The organism is Amycolatopsis sp. N2S4-7 (assembly GCF_058119595.1).
The window spans coordinates 6,430,641-6,447,337 of the sequence record NZ_CP172299.1; the positions used below are offsets into that span (position 1 = coordinate 6,430,641).

16 protein-coding genes and 1 tRNA gene are annotated in these 16,697 nt (G+C 70.3%); 11 read left to right on the forward strand and 6 right to left on the reverse strand.

Annotated features, from left to right (window positions below):
- The first annotated feature begins 25 nt into the window (after window positions 1-25).
- Window positions 26-1,717 (forward strand): bifunctional metallophosphatase/5'-nucleotidase, encoded by a 1,692-nt coding sequence (locus ACH54P_RS30295; protein WP_489906731.1) that lies wholly within the window; start codon window positions 26-28, stop codon window positions 1,715-1,717.
- Between the two features lie 38 nt (window positions 1,718-1,755).
- Window positions 1,756-2,082, forward strand: coding sequence for an MmcQ/YjbR family DNA-binding protein (locus ACH54P_RS30300; RefSeq protein WP_489906732.1), 327 nt, complete (start codon window positions 1,756-1,758; stop codon window positions 2,080-2,082).
- Here the strand turns inward: ACH54P_RS30300 and ACH54P_RS30305 are convergent.
- Together ACH54P_RS30305 and ACH54P_RS30310 are read right to left on the reverse strand one after the other, a co-directional pair.
- Window positions 2,075-2,602, reverse strand: coding sequence for a GNAT family N-acetyltransferase (locus ACH54P_RS30305; RefSeq protein WP_489906733.1), 528 nt, complete (start codon window positions 2,600-2,602; stop codon window positions 2,075-2,077). The two genes, ACH54P_RS30300 and ACH54P_RS30305, sit on opposite strands and share 8 nt — an antisense overlap.
- 8 nt (window positions 2,603-2,610) lie before the next feature.
- On the reverse strand, window positions 2,611-2,988 hold the full coding sequence (locus tag ACH54P_RS30310) for a nitroreductase family deazaflavin-dependent oxidoreductase (protein ID WP_489906734.1): 378 nt from the start codon (window positions 2,986-2,988) through the stop codon (window positions 2,611-2,613).
- 86 nt (window positions 2,989-3,074) lie between these two features.
- Here ACH54P_RS30310 and ACH54P_RS30315 point away from each other — a divergent pair, with 86 nt between their 5' ends.
- The 4 genes from ACH54P_RS30315 to ACH54P_RS30330 all read left to right on the forward strand — a co-directional run bounded on the left by ACH54P_RS30315 (window position 3,075) and on the right by ACH54P_RS30330 (window position 5,853).
- Complete coding sequence (locus ACH54P_RS30315) at window positions 3,075-3,725, forward strand: hypothetical protein (RefSeq protein WP_489906735.1); 651 nt, start codon at window positions 3,075-3,077, stop codon at window positions 3,723-3,725.
- A gap of 98 nt (window positions 3,726-3,823) precedes the next feature.
- On the forward strand, window positions 3,824-4,174 hold the full coding sequence (locus ACH54P_RS30320; protein ID WP_489906736.1) for a YciI family protein: 351 nt from the start codon (window positions 3,824-3,826) through the stop codon (window positions 4,172-4,174).
- Window positions 4,171-5,361 (forward strand): RNA polymerase sigma factor, encoded by a 1,191-nt coding sequence (locus tag ACH54P_RS30325; protein ID WP_489906737.1) that lies wholly within the window; start codon window positions 4,171-4,173, stop codon window positions 5,359-5,361. The genes ACH54P_RS30320 and ACH54P_RS30325 overlap by 4 nt, the downstream gene beginning before the upstream one ends.
- A 99-nt stretch (window positions 5,362-5,460) precedes the next feature.
- On the forward strand, window positions 5,461-5,853 hold the full coding sequence (locus ACH54P_RS30330; RefSeq protein WP_489906738.1) for a nuclear transport factor 2 family protein: 393 nt from the start codon (window positions 5,461-5,463) through the stop codon (window positions 5,851-5,853).
- Between the two features lie 48 nt (window positions 5,854-5,901).
- Here the strand turns inward: ACH54P_RS30330 and ACH54P_RS30335 are convergent.
- A tRNA-Gly gene (locus ACH54P_RS30335) sits at window positions 5,902-5,972 on the reverse strand.
- Window positions 5,973-6,082: 110 nt separating this feature from the next.
- Here ACH54P_RS30335 and ACH54P_RS30340 point away from each other — a divergent pair.
- Together ACH54P_RS30340 and dcd are read left to right on the forward strand one after the other, a co-directional pair.
- A complete protein-coding gene (locus tag ACH54P_RS30340) occupies window positions 6,083-7,282 on the forward strand; it encodes an oxygenase MpaB family protein (protein WP_489906739.1) in 1,200 nt (399 codons plus the stop codon).
- A 23-nt stretch (window positions 7,283-7,305) separates the two neighbouring features.
- Window positions 7,306-7,887, forward strand: a complete 582-nt coding sequence (dcd, locus tag ACH54P_RS30345; RefSeq protein WP_489906740.1) for a dCTP deaminase — start codon at window positions 7,306-7,308, stop codon at window positions 7,885-7,887.
- On the opposite strand, the gene ACH54P_RS30350 is transcribed toward dcd, so the two are convergent.
- Window positions 7,884-9,077: an FAD-dependent oxidoreductase gene (locus tag ACH54P_RS30350; protein ID WP_489906741.1), complete on the reverse strand. Its 1,194-nt coding sequence runs from the start codon at window positions 9,075-9,077 to the stop codon at window positions 7,884-7,886. The two genes, dcd and ACH54P_RS30350, sit on opposite strands and share 4 nt — an antisense overlap.
- A 73-nt stretch (window positions 9,078-9,150) precedes the next feature.
- On the opposite strand from ACH54P_RS30350, the gene ACH54P_RS30355 reads away from it, so the two are divergent.
- The 3 genes from ACH54P_RS30355 to ACH54P_RS30365 all read left to right on the forward strand — a co-directional run bounded on the left by ACH54P_RS30355 (window position 9,151) and on the right by ACH54P_RS30365 (window position 14,959).
- Window positions 9,151-9,621 carry a MarR family transcriptional regulator gene (locus tag ACH54P_RS30355; RefSeq protein ID WP_489906742.1) on the forward strand — a complete coding sequence of 157 codons (471 nt, stop codon included), beginning with the start codon at window positions 9,151-9,153 and terminating at the stop codon, window positions 9,619-9,621.
- Window positions 9,622-9,691: 70 nt separating this feature from the next.
- On the forward strand, window positions 9,692-14,113 hold the full coding sequence (locus ACH54P_RS30360; protein WP_489906743.1) for a DUF7507 domain-containing protein: 4,422 nt from the start codon (window positions 9,692-9,694) through the stop codon (window positions 14,111-14,113).
- Between the two features lie 156 nt (window positions 14,114-14,269).
- Entirely contained in the window at window positions 14,270-14,959 is a 690-nt protein-coding gene (locus ACH54P_RS30365; protein WP_489906744.1) for a CAP domain-containing protein, read from the forward strand.
- Here ACH54P_RS30365 and ACH54P_RS30370 read toward each other — a convergent pair.
- Together ACH54P_RS30370 and ACH54P_RS30375 are read right to left on the reverse strand one after the other, a co-directional pair.
- Window positions 14,953-15,957, reverse strand: a complete 1,005-nt coding sequence (locus tag ACH54P_RS30370; protein ID WP_489906745.1) for a cation diffusion facilitator family transporter — start codon at window positions 15,955-15,957, stop codon at window positions 14,953-14,955. The genes ACH54P_RS30365 and ACH54P_RS30370 overlap by 7 nt on opposite strands.
- Window positions 15,958-15,974: 17 nt before the next feature.
- Window positions 15,975-16,424 (reverse strand): DUF742 domain-containing protein, encoded by a 450-nt coding sequence (locus ACH54P_RS30375; protein ID WP_489906746.1) that lies wholly within the window; start codon window positions 16,422-16,424, stop codon window positions 15,975-15,977.
- Between the last annotated feature and the right edge of the window lie 273 nt (window positions 16,425-16,697).

Genomic DNA, 16,697 nt, shown 5'->3' on the forward strand with positions numbered 1-16,697 from the left:
GGCGCGAATCGGAGGAAGAACACGCATGAGGCTTTCAACCCGGCTCGCGGTGTTCGCCGCGGCCGCGCTGGCGACGACGGCGGTGACCACCGCACCCGCGTCCGCGGCCCAGCGCCCGGACCCCACCACCGACGTCCGGATCATCACGTTCAACGACTTCCACGGCAACCTCGAGCCGCCGTCCGGCTCCAGCGGCCGCGTCACGCAGTCCGACGGGACCACTGTGGATGCCGGTGGTGCCGCTTACCTCGCGACGCACGTGAAGGAGCTCCGCTCGCAGGTGCGCAACTCGCTGGTGATGTCGGCCGGCGACAACGTCGGCGCGTCGCCGGTGATCTCGGCGCTGTTCCACGACGAGCCGACCATCGACTTCCTGAACATGCTGGGCGTCAGCGCGTCCGTCGTCGGGAACCACGAGTTCGACGAGGGTTACCGGGAACTGCAGCGCATGCAGTCCGGCGGCTGCCACCCGACCGACGGCTGCCAGTTCGAGAGCACCTTCAAGGGTGCGAAGTTCCCGTTCCTCGGGTCCAATGTGTACTTCACCAACGGCCTGCCCGCGTTGTTGCCGTTCACCGTGAAGTTCGAGGGCGGCGTGCCGATCGGCGTCATCGGCGCCACGCTGAAGGACCTCCCGACGGTCGTCACGCCCGAAGCCATCAAGGGCCTGAAGTTCGGTGACGAGGTCGAGGCGATCAACCGCACCGCGAACCTGCTCGACTTCTTCGGCGTCAAGTCCCAGGTCGTGCTGCTGCACCAGGGCGACAGCACCGAGGTCGAGGGCCCGAACGACTGCAAGCTGCGCCCCGGCCCGGCGGCCACGATCGCGGCCGCGGTGACCCCGAAGGTCGACGCGATCTTCACCGGGCACAGCCACCAGCAGTACAACTGCGTCATAAACGACCCCGCCGGTCAGCCGCGCACGGTGATCCAGGGATCGTCGTTCGGGCGGCTGCTTTCGGTCGTCGACCTGAAGATCAACCTGAAGACGCGTGACGTCGTCCGCTCGCAGACGCAGGCGCGCAACGAGATCGTCACCCGCACGGTCACGCCGGACCCGGCCGTGGCCGCGCTGGTCGCCGACGCCAAGACGAAGGCCGCGCCGATCGCGAACCGGCAGGTCGGCACCATCACCGCGGACCTGCCGGCGGCGGGCAACGCGGCCGGCGAGTCGTCGCTCGGTGACGTCATCGCCGACGCGCAGCTGGCGGGCACGCAGTCGAACAACGCCGTCATCGCCATGACCAACCCGGGCGGCATCCGCGCCGACCTGACGTACAAGTCGTCCGCGAACGGCGAGGGCGACGGCGTGGTGACCTACGGCGAGGCGTTCACCGTCCAGCCGTTCGCGAACATCATGCAGACGATCACGCTGACCGGCGCGAACCTGAAGAACGTGCTGGAACAGCAGTGGCAGGGCACGACCACGCGGATGCTGCAGATCTCGAGCTCGCTGCACTACAGCTACTCGGCGTCCGCGCCGCAGGGCTCGCGGATCTCGGACATCACCGTGAACGGCACGCCGGTCGACCCGGCGGCGTCGTACCGCGTGTCGGTGAACAACTTCCTCGCTGCCGGCGGGGACGGCTTCACCGAGTTCACGAAGGGCACGAACCTGGCCGGCGGACCGGTGGACCTGGACGCGCTGATCGCGTACCTGGGCGCCCACCCGAACCTGGCCCCGCCCGCGGCGGACCGGATCACCCGCCTGCCGTAGTTCCCGTTCTTCCAAGACGCCGGGCCGACAATGGACCCATGACGACCTGGGAAGAAGTCGTGCGCCTGGCCTCGGAACTCCCCGAGGTCGAGGCGTCGACGTGGTACCGCACGCCCGCGCTGAAGGTGGCGGGCAAGGGGTTCGCGCGGCTGCGCACCGAGGCCGAGGGTGGCCTGGTCGTGCTGTGCGGGCTCGACGAGAAGGCCGCGTTGCTGGATTCCGGCGACGCGGCCTTCTTCACGACGTCGCACTACGACGGCCACGGCATGGTGATCGTCGACCTCGACCGCGTGGGTGTCGATCAGCTGCGGGAGCTGCTCGAAGAGGCGTGGCGGCTGAGGGCGCCCCGCCGTCTCCTCACCTGAGCTCGCCCTTGAGCATGCTCATCAGGATCATGTCGTGGCGGCGGCCGTCTTCACCGATGAACGACTCGCGGTGCCGTCCCTCTTCGACGAACCCGATCTTGCGGTAGACGTGCCGGGCGGCCTCGTTCTCGGCGACCACCCAGAGCGTGATCTGGTGCAGGCGCATGGCGTTGAAGCCGTAGCGGCACATCAGGCGGAGGGCTTCGGTGCCGTAGCCGCCGCCGCGGTACTCGGCGTCACCGATGTAGACGTCCAGTTCGGCTTCGCCCAGCTCGGGCTCGGCGTCGCGCAGGTCGATGACACCGATGAGCTTGCCGTCGGCCTTGGCTTCGATGCCGAGCACCACCAGCTCGTAGTTGTTGATCGGACGTTCCTCGCAGCGCTTTCGGATCTGGGCGCGCGAGCGCGGGTGCGCGTTGGTCATCCACCGGCCGACCTCGGGATCGTGCACCCAGTCGTAGAGGTTGTCGGCGTCCTCCGGTTCGAGTGCGCGCAGCCGGACGAGCTCCCCCTCGAGCATGGTTCCCCCTAGTCCCGCTTGAGCAGCAGGAAGTCGTGAACGTCCAGGAGGCCGAGGAACTGCCGGACCGGGGTCGGCATGGCCTTCCGCGACTCATCATGCACGAGCTCGGGCGAGTGCACGCGGTATTTACGCCGCCGGGTGATCAGCGTGCAGCTCTCCGCGGCCAGCACGTTCTTCACCCAGTCCGCGTCGGGCCCGTAGGTCAGCGCGACGACGAAGCCGTCCTCAGAGCGGAAGACGTTCAGCGGCGTGCGGTACTCCTTGCCGGACTTCCGTCCCTTGTGGACGATCAGACCGAACCCGGGGGCCCAGCCGACGACGTACTTGTTGACCCGGTTGGTCACCACGCGGTTGAAGCGGGCGAGTCCTTTCGGCAGCACCATGGCCCGATTATATCAACAATTGATGAATTAACCGAACGGGTGACCCGGCTCCCGGCGCGTGCCGCGCCGATGGTGGGATATGGCGCATGTCGACCGCATGGCCGCTGCGCCAGGACCCGGAAGCGCCGGTGATCATCGCCCTGGCCCTGGTCAACGATCCGGAAGCGCTCGGTTTCGTCGTCCTGGACGACGAGGACGACTGGTTCATCAGCGACGGCACCGAGCTGTCCGAAGACGTCCTGGTCAACCGGGAGAGCTTCGGGAAGCTGTCGCTGCGCGAGGCGTTCGAGCTGCTCCCGCAGCTGGGCGCGCTGGCGGGCCTGCCGACGGGCATGGCCGCCGACTGGGACCCCGAGCGCCGCACGTGGCTGCTGTCGTCGGTGACCGGCTCCGACGACGAGGACGAAGACCGCCGTCTGCTCGAGGCCCGCATCGCGGCCTGGGAGTTCGAAGGCTCGCCGGACGACGAAGCGCAGATCAGCAGCGGCCTCACCGAGATCCCCACCGGCCCCCAGCAGCCGGTGCGCGCGGTCCGCCAGGTCGTGCGGGAGCAGGACGGCACCTGGCTGTTCGTCGGGTTCGAGGTCCCCGAAGCGGAGGACTTCGAGGTCGAGGGCCTGGAGCTGGAGCACGTCGCGAACCTGTACCCGGACGTGCGCAGCGTCCTCAAGGCCGCACCCGGCCAGGTCTACGACCGCGCGACGCCGGACAGCGACTGGGAGCTCGTCGAAGGCTGAGAAAAGTCCGGCGCGGTTGTCCCGGGGACGTCCGCGCCGTTCGTCCTTACAGTGAGAGCCGGCGAACGGCGCCGGTCACGACCCTGTGAGGAGCAGTCATGCCCCAGTACGCCGCCATCATCTACGCCTCCGACGTCGACCCGACCACGCCCGAGGCCACCGAGATGATGAAGGACTACGACGAGTTCGGCGCGGCCGCGCGCGCGGTGATCCGCGGCGGCGCGGCGCTGTACCCGACCGCGACCGCGACCACGGTCCGCGTCACCGGTGGCAAGGGCGGCGACATCGTCACCAGCGACGGCCCGTACGCGGAGACGAAGGAAGCCCTGACCGGCTTCTACCTGATCGAGTGCGCCGACCTCGACGAAGCCGTCAAGGTCGCGGCGCAGATCCCGGGTGCCTGGGACGGCGCCATCGAGGTCCGGCCGGTCGTCGACTTCGGCAAGTGACGCACGCCGGGGACGCGGTCGCGCGGCTGGTCCGGGACGAGGGCACCCGGGTACTGGCCACCCTGGTCCGCGTCACCGGCAGCGTCGACCTGGCCGAAGACGCGGTCCAGGACGCCGTCGTGCGCGCGTTGGAGACGTGGCCGCGCGACGGCGTCCCCGCGAACCCGCGCGGCTGGCTGCTGGTCGCGGCCCGCCGCCGCGCGGTCGACGTCGTCCGCCGCGAAGCGAAGCGGCTCGGGAAGGAGGCGGACGCGATGCCCGCCGTCGACCCGTGCCCGGACCCGGTCTCGGTCCGCGACAACCTGCTCCGGCTGGTCTTCACGTGCTGCCACCCGGCGCTGTCGCTGGACGCGTCCGTCGCGCTGGCCCTGCGGACGCTGGGCGGTCTGTCGACCGCGGAGGTGGCCCGCGGCCTGCTGGTGCCCGAAGCGACGATGGCGAAGCGCCTGACGCGCGCGAAGCAGAAGATCGCTCAGGCTCGGATCCCTTATCGGGTGCCTTCAGCGGAGGAACTCCCCTCGCGGCTGGCCGGCGTGGCGTCGACGGTGTACCTGATCTTCAACGAGGGCTACACGGGCCGCGCCTCGCTGATCGACGAGGGCGTCCGCCTGGCGCGCCTGCTGGCCGAGCTGATGCCGGACGAGCCGACGGCGCTGGGCCTGCTGGCCCTGGTGCTGCTGCAGGACGCCCGCCGCGCGGCCCGGCTCGATTCCGGCGGCCTTCCGGTGCTGCTGTCCGCGCAGGACCGTTCGCGGTGGGACACCTCGCTGATCGAGGAGGGCGTCGCCTTGGTGGGAGTGGGGTTGCGCCGCACGCCCACGGTGCCGAACCCGTACGTGGTCCAGGCGGCGATCGCGGCCTGCCACGACCTGGCGCCGACGTACGAGGAGACGAACTGGGACGCGGTGATCTCCTGGTACGACGTGCTCCTGACGGTCCAGGACACCCCGGTGGTCCGGCTGAACCGCGCGGCGGCGGTGGCGGAACGCGACGGCGCGGCGGCGGGGTTGGCCCTGGTGGACGGGCTGGCCGGCTTGGCGGAGTACCCGTGGTGGCACGCCTCGCGGGCGGAGTTGCTGTACCGCCTGGGTTCCCCGTCGGCCGCCGAGGCGGTGGAACGCGCGGTGGAGACCGGCCTGCCGGCCGCGCACGCGGCTCACCTGCGTCGCCGGTCAGGTCCACAGTAGATGGTGTTTTCCCCACCGGTCGCCTGAAAAACCGAGGTCTTGACCCCGGATCGCGGAGGCGCGTTCGATGGACGGACGTCCTACCCGAGGAGGCCACCCATGGCCGAACACCAGAACGCCACTCTCATCCGCCGGGGCTACGAGGCATTTTCCACGGGCGATGTCGCCACGTTGTCGGAACTCCTCGCACCGGACGCCGTGCAGCACATGCCCGGTCACAACGAGTTCTCCGGCGACCACAAGGGCCGCGACGCGATCCTCGCCATGTACGGCAGGCTCGCCGAGCGCAGCGGCGGAACGCTCAAGGTCGAGTTGGAGGAGGTCTACGCGAACGACGAGGAAGTCATCACGGTCTACCACTCAACCGGAACCCGCGACGGCAAGCGCCTGGACACCCGCCACGCCCTGGTCTTCCACATGCGCGACGGCAAGGCAACGGAACTGACGGACGTTTCGAGCGACGAATCCGCCGACGACAATTTCTGGTCCTGAAAACAAATGCGAAAGCCCCGGACGTGAAGTCCGGGGCTTTCGCATGAGAGCGGATGACGGGAATCGAACCCGCGTATTCAGCTTGGGAAGCTGATGTTCTACCATTGAACTACATCCGCAGTGCGTCGCCAGCATACACGGCGGCGTGATCCCCTTGTCCAGACCCTCCCTCCTTGACGTTCGCGCTTCAAGTGACAACACTTGTTGTCGACCTCGGAGGTGGGCTGTCATGGATGATCCCGAGCTGTTCCGGCAGGGTGGGTTCCGGCTCGCGTCGCGGCTGTTCATCGAGGGGGACATCCGGGGCGACGAGCGGCAGGTCGCCCGGTTGCGGGAGTTCGCGCAGGTGCAGGACCAGCCGGCCGACGACGTCGTCGCCTGGATGGCGCGGCAGCCGAAAGGTCAGGGCCGGCGGCTCTTCGAAGACGCCCTCCAGCACGGTGTCGGCAGCGATGCGCCCGAGCCGTTGAGGGCCTTCTTCGCCGACGTCGAGGCGAAGCCCTACTGGGTCGACGACGAGCGGATCGAACGCGGGGCGCGCGCCATCACCCGGGCCGGGCTCCTGGGGCTCTTCCCGCTCGGCGACATGTCGCTGATGGGTGGCTACCTCGCCTCGCGCGCGACGAAAGCGCTGGTCGGGACCGGGGAGATCGAGTACAAGGCCACGCGCCGGCTCGTCGAGACCGCCACCTGGTGGATCGACGTCACCACGCCCGGTGCCCTCAAGCACGGCGAGAAGGGTTACGCCTCCGCGCTGCGGATCCGGCTCGTGCACGCCCACGTGCGCGCCGCCATGAACCGGCGGGACGACTGGGACTACGAGGCCTGGGACCGGCCCGTCAACCAGGTGCAGACCGCCGGCACCCTCCTGCTCTTCTCCCTCGTCTACGTCTTCGGCACGCAGCTGCTCGGCCTGCGCTACTCCGCCCGCGAGCGCGGCGACATCCTGCACCTCTGGCGCTACATCGGCTGGCTCATGGGCGTCGACGACGAGCTGCTGCCCACCGGCGAAGAGGACGCCTGGCGCCTGCTGTGGCTGCTCGCGGCGACCGAATTCATCCCGGACGACGACTCCAAGCGGCTCGCCAAGGCGCTGATCGAGGCCAACGCCGCCGTCGGGGAGGGACGCGGGGCCGTCGGGAAGGTGCTGTCCCACGTTTCCGTCGCCGTGCACTCGTCGATCAGCCGGCTCGTGCTCGGGAAGACCAACGCCGACTTCCTCGGTCTGCCGAACGACCCGGTCGCGCAGGCCGCGATCGTCGCCGTCGCGGGGGTCAACTTCGCCGCCGAGACCGTGCGGCGGTTCATCCCCGGCGCCACCGCGCTGCAGGAACGGATCGGCGAGGCCGGGCGCCGCGGGTACGTGAAGCGGCTCGAGAAGATCTTCGCGCCCGACACGTCCTACGCGCAGCACATGCGGGTCGCCTGACTCCACCGGATAGGCTGCCGGGCGTGCTGCTCAGTGACCGTGACCTCCGCAAAGAGCTCGACGCCGGCCGGCTCGGCATCGACCCCTTCGACGCCGGCATGGTCCAGCCGTCGAGCATCGACGTCCGGCTCGACCGGTTCTTCCGCGTCTTCGACAACAGCAAGTACACCCACATCGACCCGCAGCTGCAGCAGGACGAGCTGACCTCGCTGGTCGAGAAGGAGGGCGACGAGCCCTTCGTGCTGCACCCGGGCGAGTTCGTGCTCGGCTCGACGTTCGAGCTCGTCACCCTCGCCGACAACCTCGCCGGCCGCCTCGAGGGCAAGTCCTCGCTCGGCCGTCTCGGGCTGCTCACGCACTCGACCGCCGGGTTCATCGACCCCGGCTTCTCCGGGCACATCACGCTGGAGCTGTCGAACGTCGCGAACCTGCCGATCACGCTCTGGCCGGGCATGAAGATCGGCCAGCTGTGCATCTTCCGCCTCTCGAGCGCGGCCGAGCACCCGTACGGCTCGAGCGAAGCCGGGTCCCGCTACCAGGGGCAGCGCGGCCCGACCCCGAGCCGGGCGTACAAGAACTTCCACCGCGTCGACACCTGGCGCTAGACCGCGACCTTCTCGTCCCAGTCGATGTGGTGGTTCCACATGAACTCGTTCGGGTCCTCGTCGAACGGCTTCGAGAACGCTCGCTTGACGAAGAAGTCACGGACCACCCGCCCGACCGGGCCGATGACCTTGTCGTCGCCGTTGCGCTTACCGGCCGCGACCACCGCTTCGACGCGCTCGCGCCGCAAGCTCTCGTACGTCGTCAGCGCGCGCTCGACCTCGGGCACGTCACGGAGGCATTTGCCCAGCGTGACGGCGTCTTCGATGGCCATCGACGCGCCCTGGCCCGCCGCCGGTGACGTCGCGTGCGCCGCGTCGCCGATGATCACCATGCGGCCGCGGTGCCAGACCGGGACGGTCGGGAAGTCGTACGTCGGCCAGGCGGGGTAGATCTCCCGGGTCGCGCGGATGATCTCGGCGGCCGGCGTCCGGTCGCGGGACACCAGGTGGAGCAGCTCCGCCCGCAGCTTCTCCCCGGCCAGCGTGGCCAGCTCCGACGCGGTCGGCTCGGTCTTGCGGGCCGGGTTCGCGAACCACCAGACGCGGCCGTCCGAGCTGACGACGTGGCAGAAGAACACCCGCTTCCCGAAGACCATGTTGAGCACGCCCGGCTCGTCCGGGAGCTTCAGCCCTTCGGCGAAGCCGCCGGTGTTGAGCAGCGGCACGTACCGCGGGGACGGCGCGTCCGGGTCGATGATCGTGCGGACCCGCGAGCGCAGGCCGTCGGCGCCGACCAGGAGGTCGCCTTCGGCGTGTGAGCCGTCCGAGAAGTCGGCTCTGACCTGCGAAGCCGTCTGGCTCGCGCCGATCAGGCGCTTCCCGTACTCGGCGTGGATCCCGCGTCGCGTGGCCTCGTCGCGCAGGGCGACGTAGAGGTCGGAGCGCAGGACGGTCTGGCTCACGGTGCCGTCCGGCAGCGCGCCGCCCAGGGGGAATTCGGCCAGCCGGGTGCCGTTGCCGAGCCCGATCGACATCTTCGGCGAGTCGAAGCCCGCGCTCTTGACCACGTCCTTCAGGCCGAGCGGGAGCAGCGCGTCCAGGCCGTTGACCGCCAGCGTCAGGAACGCGCCGACGCCCTCCGCGCCGCGGTCGTACGCCTCGTACAGCACGGGCTCGTGCCCGGCTTCGTGCAGGGCGATGGCCGTGATCGTGCCCGCGATGCCGCCCCCGATGATCAGTGCCCGTGTCATCTCGTTCGTCCCCTCGAATCTCTTAGAAACTAATTCGTTCTGTCGAACTAAAGAGTGGGCTAGGCTGAGCGCCGTGTCAAGCGAACGAGCGCAGCTGGTGGAGAAAGTCCTGCTCAGGTCGCGGGAGCTGTCGACGGAGACGGTCATGTTCCACTCGGCGATCTCCGAGACCCGCGGGCTGTCGGCGGTGGAGAGCAAGGTCCTGGACTACCTCGCGCGGTTCGGGCCGCAGACGCCGAAGGACCTCGCGCGGCTCTCCGGGCTCGCACCCGCGTCGGTGACGGCGATGATCGACCGGCTGGAGCGCAAGGGCATCGTCGACCGCCGCCCGCACCCGGACGACCGGCGCCGCGTCCTCATCGCGCTGGACGAGCGGGCCATCGCCGGCGGCGTCCACCTGTGGGACCACCTCGTCAAGCGCATGTACGAGCTGTGCGACCGCTACACCGACGACGAGCTGCGCACGGTCATCGGGTTCGTCGAAGAGGCCACCGCCATCACGCACGAATCGACGGCGAAGCTGACGGAGTCCACGGACGGGTGAGAGGTGGGGCGCGGCGGCCGCCCCCGTGCCAGGCTCCGAAGGGTCGTCTCGGCCCCGGAGGTGGCAAGGAGTGCCGTTGCCCGCAAGACCGCTTCGCCTGCTTCTCGTTCTGGCACTGGTCTTCCTGGCCCCGGCCCTCGCGCCGGCGGCGGGCGCGGACGTCGCCCCGCCCTTCAAGGTGGGCTACGACGACGTCGTCTACGGCGACTTCCTGTACGCGGGCAACGGCGTCCTGCGCTGCCCGACCGCCGCCGACGGCGCGCCCGCCGCCGGGCCGGCGGCCACCCCAGCGGCGTGCGCGAACACCGCGGACCGCCAGGACACCCTCGTCAACGACGACTTCTTCATGCAGTGGGCCGACGTCGACGCCGACGCGGGCACGTTCGACTCGGCCAGTGCGTCGGTGAGCATCCCGCCCGGCGCGAAGATCGTCTTCGCGCGCCTGAACTGGGCGGGCAGCACGGCCTGCGGTGCCCACTCCGTTCCGCCACCCGGAACACCCTCGAAGCAGAGCGTCCGGCTGTCCGTCGGCAGCGCGGAGCCCGTCGACGTCCCGCCTTCGGCGTTCACCGAAGACGCGGGCTACTACTCGGCCCACGCCGACGTGACCGGCCGGTTCGCGAGCGCACCGACCGGGACCGCCCTCGACCTGACGGTCGGCAACGTCTGGGCCCCCAAGGGTTTCGACTGCGTCGGCGGCTGGTCCGTCGCCCTCGTCTACGCCTATCCGGAGCGCAACCCGGACTACGCGCCGAACAAGCGCAAGATCGTCGTGTACGACGGCCACGTCCGCCAGACCGGCGGCGCTCCGGCCACGGACACGACGATCACCGGCTTCCGCGCGGCCGCCGCGGACGCCCACGTCGGGGTCACCGCGTACGACGGCGACTGGGGTGCCCCCGGCGACCAGTTCCTCGTCGACGGCACCCCGGTCGCCGAACCCGCAACCGGCGGGACGTCGAACTTCTTCGTCTCGAACGCCGACAACGCCGCCGCGCCGGACCCGAAGAACAACTTCAGCGTCGACGCCAAGGCGTTCAACGTCGACGGCGTCCCCGCGGGCACGACGAGCGCGAAGCTCGGCTTCGCCACCAGTGGTGACGCCTACCTCGCCCAGAACCTCGCGTTTTCCGTGCCGGTGCCCGAACTTCAGCTCGCCGTGCGCACGACCCAGCCGAAGGCGCACGCCGGCGAGCCGGTGACGTTCGCCGTCGTCGTGACCAACCCGGGCGACGTCCCGGCGTCCGGGGTGCAGGTCGCCGACGACGTCGTCCCGGCCTGTGCCAAGCCACTCGGCACGCTCGGCCCGCACAAGACGGTCAGCTACAGCTGCACGAGCTCGGCGCCGGCCGACGACTTCACCAACACCGCGAAGGCGACCGGCACGAGCGCGCTCGGCGACGCCCTGGAAGGCGTGGCCGCCGCCCACGTCGACGTCCTGCACCCGGCGCTCGGCATCACGAAGAAGGCCGACCGGCCCGCCTACCGCGCCGGCGACGCCGCGACGTTCACGATCAAGGTCGCGAACACCGGCGACACCGGCCTCGGCGACGTCAAGGTGACCGACCCGAAGACGCCCTCGTGCGCGCAGCCGCCGTCCGGGACGCTCGCCCCGGGCGAAAGCCGGACGCTGACGTGCACGGCGAAGGCGCCGATCGCCGACGGCGTCAACACCGCGACCGCCACCGCCGCCGACGAGCTCGGCAAGCAGGTCACGGCCACCGCCGACGCACCCGCGCCGACGATCGCCCCCGCCCTCGAGGTCACCAAGACCGCGGCCCCGCCGGTGATCCACGCCGGCGACGCCGTCACCTGGACGATCGCCGTGCACAACACCGGCGACAGTCCCCTGGCGCCGGTGAAGGTCACCGACGACACGACGACGTCGTGCGCGCACACCTTCGCCAGCCTGGCGGCCGGCGCGACGCAGACGTACCCGTGCACGGCGAACCCGTCCAAGACCACGACGTCCCGGGTGACCGCCACCGGCACCGACCTGGGCGGGCAGCCCGTCACCGCCACCGCGTCGGCGACCGTCACGGTGATCAGCCCGGCGCTGACCCTCACGAAGGACGCCGCACCCGGCATCGCCCGCACCGGCGACCCGATCACCTTCACGATCACCGTCGCCAACGCCGGCGACGCGCCGCTGACCGAAGTCGCCGTCACCGACAACCGCCTCCCGGCCTGCGCCAAGGCGATCGGCACGCTGCCGCCGGAGGGCAGGCAGACGTACACCTGCACCGCACCCGCGCCGGCGGACGACCTCACCACCACGGCCGCCGCGACCGGCAAGGACGAGCTCGGCCGCACGGTGAAGGTCACCGACGACGCCGTCGTCGACGTCATCCACCCCGCCGTCACGCTGGCCGCGCAGGCCGCACCCGCGCAGGTCCGCGAGGGCGACACGGTGACCTGGACGATCACCGCGACCAACACCGGCGACGTGCCGCTCACCGGCGTCAAGGTCGCGGACGACCAGCTGGCCGCGTGCGCGAAGCCGCTCGGCACGCTCCCCCCGCAGGCGAAGCAGGCCTACACGTGCACGACCGTCGCGGGCGCGACCGGCGTCGCGAACAAGCCGGCGGTGACGGGCACCGATCCGACCGACCGACCGGTCACGGCCACCGCCGAGGCCGCGTTCGCTGTGCAGCACCCTGCCGTCGCGCTGACCGCGGACGTCACCGGCGGGCCCTTCCGCGAAGGCGACACCGTGCCGTTCCGGATCACCGTGCGCAACGCCGGCGACGTGCCGCTGACCGGCCTCCACGTCACGGACGCCGCGGCCAAGAGCCCGCGAGCAGCACCGGGCTGCAGCCAGCCGATCGACGGCGCGCTCGAACCCGGCGCCACCAGGGACTTCGGCTGCACCACCACCGCACCGGCCGACGACGTCACCCGCACCGTGCAGGTCACCGCCACCCCACCGGTCGGCCCGGCCGTGACGGCCGCCGCCGACGCCGAGGTGGACGTGATCCACCCGGCCATCGCGATCACGAGGGCCGCCGACCCGAAACTGGTGCGCACCGGCGACACCGTGACGTCGACGATCACCGTGACGAACACCGGCGACAGCCTGCTGCGGGACGTTTCCGTGGCCGACCGGCTCGCGCCGGACTGCACCAAAACCTTGGGCCCGCTCGAGCCGCGGGCCACGCAGACCTACGGCTGCACCCAGGTCGCCGGGGAAGGGGACTTCGCCGCCACCGCGCAGGCGACCGGAACCGACGCCACGAACCGTCCGGTGACCGCGTCCGCCGGGATCCCGGTCGAGGTCATCCACCCGGCGGTCACCATCACGAACGACGCCGCGCCCGCCCAGGTCCGGCAAGGCGACACCGTCACGTTCACCCTCGTCGTCACGAACACCGGCGACGTGCCACTGACGGATGTGTCCGTTGTGGACAGTCGCACTCCGGCGTGCGCTCAGACCATCGGCACCCTCCTTCCCGGCGCTCCGCAGCGCCACTCCTGCAAGGTAAACGCCGGCACCGACAGTTTCGTGAGCTCCGCCACCGCAATCGGCACCGATCCGACGAACCGCCAGGTCAGCGCCACCGACGACGCGACGTTCACGGTCGTGCACCCCGGGCTTTCGATCGCCCAGGACATCAAGGGCGGCCCCTTCCGCCAGGGCGACACCGTCCCGCTCTCGGTCACCGTCACCAACACCGGCGACGGCCCGCTGACCGCCGTCAAGATCACCGACGACCTGGCCGAGTCCTGCGGGAAGACGGTGGACAAGCTAGAAGCCGGCGAAGCGCGGAAGTACGACTGCACCGCGACGGCGCCCGAAGACGACATCGTCAGCACCGTCGAAGCCCGAGCCACGGCCCCGGTCGGCCCGCCGCTCGCCGCCGGTGACGCCGACAAGATCGACGTCATCCACCCGGCCGTGAAGCTGACGAAGGACGCGTCGCCCAAGACAGTCCGTGTAGGCGACGAAGTGACCTTCACCGTCGTCGTCCGCAACACCGGCGACGTCCCGCTGACCGCCGTGTCCATCGAGGACAGGACGTGCGCGAAGAAGTTCGACGCCTTGGCGGCCGGCGCGGCGCAGACGTACACCTGCAGCCGCAAAGCACCGGAAGACGATTTCGCCGACATCGCCACGGTTACCGGAATGGACCCGGGCGGTCGCGCGGTGCAATCGTCGGACACCGCGAAAGTCGACGTTGTGCACCCCGAGATCGCGGTGATGAAGGACGCGACACCGTTCGAAGTCCGGGAAGGCGACACCGTCACGTTCTCGATCCTCGTGAAGAACACCGGCGACGTGCCGCTCACCGCCGTGTCCGTCGTGGACGACCACACACCGGGGTGCGCCCGCGCCGCCCCGGACCTGGCCGAGGACGCCGAAATCGCCTACACCTGCACGATGATCGCCGGTAAGGGAGGCTTCACGAGCAAGGCGACCGCGACCGGCCAGGACCCGACCCGGCGCGCGGTGACCGCCTCCGGCGACGCCACCTTCGTCGTCCGAAGCGGCTGAACGGAGTAATGCGGAAGCGGCCGATTGCCGCCGAATTCTTACCTGTCGCCGAAAGGGGTACGGCGGAAAATGTGACCAGAGCGTTCGCAGGGTTCTCGCTGTAATCGTCCCGTGATACGTTCCTGCGCCGTGTCCCCCATTGGTGAACGTTCTCGCGTGGTGATGGTGTCACTCAGTGTGCTGCTCGGCGTCTTTTCCGCCGCCACCGGCACCTGGATGGCCACCGCCGAAGGAAACACCGCCGAGCTCGGCGCCGCGGCCCTGGTGCTGCCCGACGCGCCGGCGGGCGCCGGGGGCGCGGGCACCGACCTCGCCGGTGGCCAGGTCCAGACCACCAAGCCGGCCGACCCGACGTCGTCGGCCCCGGCGCCGACGACGTCCAGCGCGGAGCCCACGCCCACCGAGACTTCCGCGGCCCCGCAGCCGACGACGTCCGAAGCGCCGCCGCCGACCACCAAGCCCGCGGCCCGCGTCGCGCCCTCGGTCGCCGCCCAGGTCATCTCGCTGGTCAACGACGAGCGGGCGAAGTCCGGCTGCAAGCCGCTGGCCGAGGAGTCCCACCTGACCAAGGCCGCGCAGGACTACGGCGACCAGATGGCGGCCGAGAACTTCTTCTCCCACACCAGCCCCGACGGCACGACGTTCGACCAGCGCATCAAGAACGCCGGCTACTCGAAGCCGGGCGCGGAGAACATCGCGAAGGGGCAGACGTCGGCGGAGCAGGTCATGGACGCCTGGATGAACTCCGAGGGCCACCGCGCGAACATCCTGAACTGCACGCTCACGAAGATCGGCGTCGGCGTCACCACGAAGGGCTGGTACTGGGTCCAGGACTTCGGTTACTGAGGCCGGCTCCACCGCTCCGCGATGTCGCCGTAGCGCGCCAGCACCGTCGCCCGCAGTTCGGGATCGGACCGCGGCACCGGTTCGATGAACACCTCGGTGACGTCGTTGAACGACTCGGTCAGCTCCGACGCGAGCCGGACGCAGGCGCGTTCGAGGTCCGCGGCGCCGAGCGAGTCGTCGAAGTCCACGCGGGCGCAGACCAGCACCTGGTCGGTGCCCATCAGCATGGTCTGCAGGTCGACGACGGCCTCGATCTCCGGCGCGGCGGACAGGTGGTCGCGGACGCCGCGGACCAGCGTCGGGTCGGCCTGGCGCCCTACGAGCAGGCCGCGGTTCGTGCGGCCGAGCAGGTAGGCGACGCAGGCGAGCAGCAGGCCGATGGCGATCGACGCGACACCGTCCCAGACCTCCGAGCCGGTGAGCTGGTGCAGCCCGATGCCGCCGAAGGCGAGCAGCAGGCCGACGAGCGCGGCCGAGTCCTCGAACAGCACGGTCTTCGGCGTCGGGTCGTCGATCAGCCGCAGGTACGTCCAGAGCGACCGGTTCTCGGCCTTCGACTCCCGGACGACCTGGCGCACGGCCTGCACCCAGGACGTGCTTTCGAGCAGGAACGCCACGGCCAGGACGATGTAGCTGAGCAGCGACGTGCTCTGCGCTTCGCCGTGCCCGAGGACTGTCGAGACGCCCTCGTAGAGGGCGAACATCGCGCCCGACGCGAAGATCGAGACGGCCGCGAGCAGCGACCAGAAGTAGCGCTCCTTGCCGTACCCGAAGGGGTGGACGCGGTCGGCCGGGCGCGCCGAGCGTTTCAGCGCGGTCAGCAGCAGGACCTCGGTGATCGTGTCGGCCACCGAGTGCGCCGCTTCGGACAGCATCGCGCCCGAGCCGGTGATGATCCCCGCGACCAGCTTCATCACGGCGATCGCCAGGTTCACCCCACCGGCGAGCAGGACGGTCAGAGTGCTTTCGCCACCGGAGTTCCCGGATTCCTCGCTCACCTCAGTGAGCGTAATGGTCAGAGGCGGCGCAGGCCGTGCAGCACGCGTTCCATGAGCGCCATCGCGGGTCGCCCCTCGGCGCTCACGCGGCTGTCGTGGATGGTGACCAGGCCCTGCTCGGCCATGTCGTCGAGCAGCACGCGGGCGACGCCGAGCGGCACGCTGAGCCGCGCCGCGACCTCGGCGACCGAGCGCGGGTGGTGGCAGAGCGAGTGGACCGAGCGGAACTCGCCGGTCAGCCGGGCGACGTTCCAGTGCGCGCCCGCCCGCGTCGAGACGAGCGCCTCGATCGCCAGGTGGCGCCGCGACTGCGTGCGGCCGCGCGTCAGGACGTACGGGCGCACGAGCGTCCGCTGGCTGGGAACGGGGTCCGCGCTGACGGGGCCGGCATCGGTGAGCCGGTCTTCTTCGGGGAGGGTGTGGAGAGCGTGCCGCCCGGTCGTCGTCGTCCGCCGGTCCTCGCGCATCCGTGCCGCCCCCTGTTTCCGTGATCGTCAAAGGTGCCCTCGCTGGCAACGGCGGCGGCGAGGAAAGCCCAGGATACGCCCGTTGTCCAGGGTTCAGGAGATCGTTTGTCATTGGCCTGATGGGCCATTTCAGTGAATATCGTGAACATTATTCGGGAAAACGATTACTGGCTAAACGTGCAGGCAGTGGACCCGTGACGATCGGTAGTTCTTCGGCTACGTGAATGCGCCGGACGAAGAACGGCCCCGATCAGGAAGTCCTGATCGGGGCCG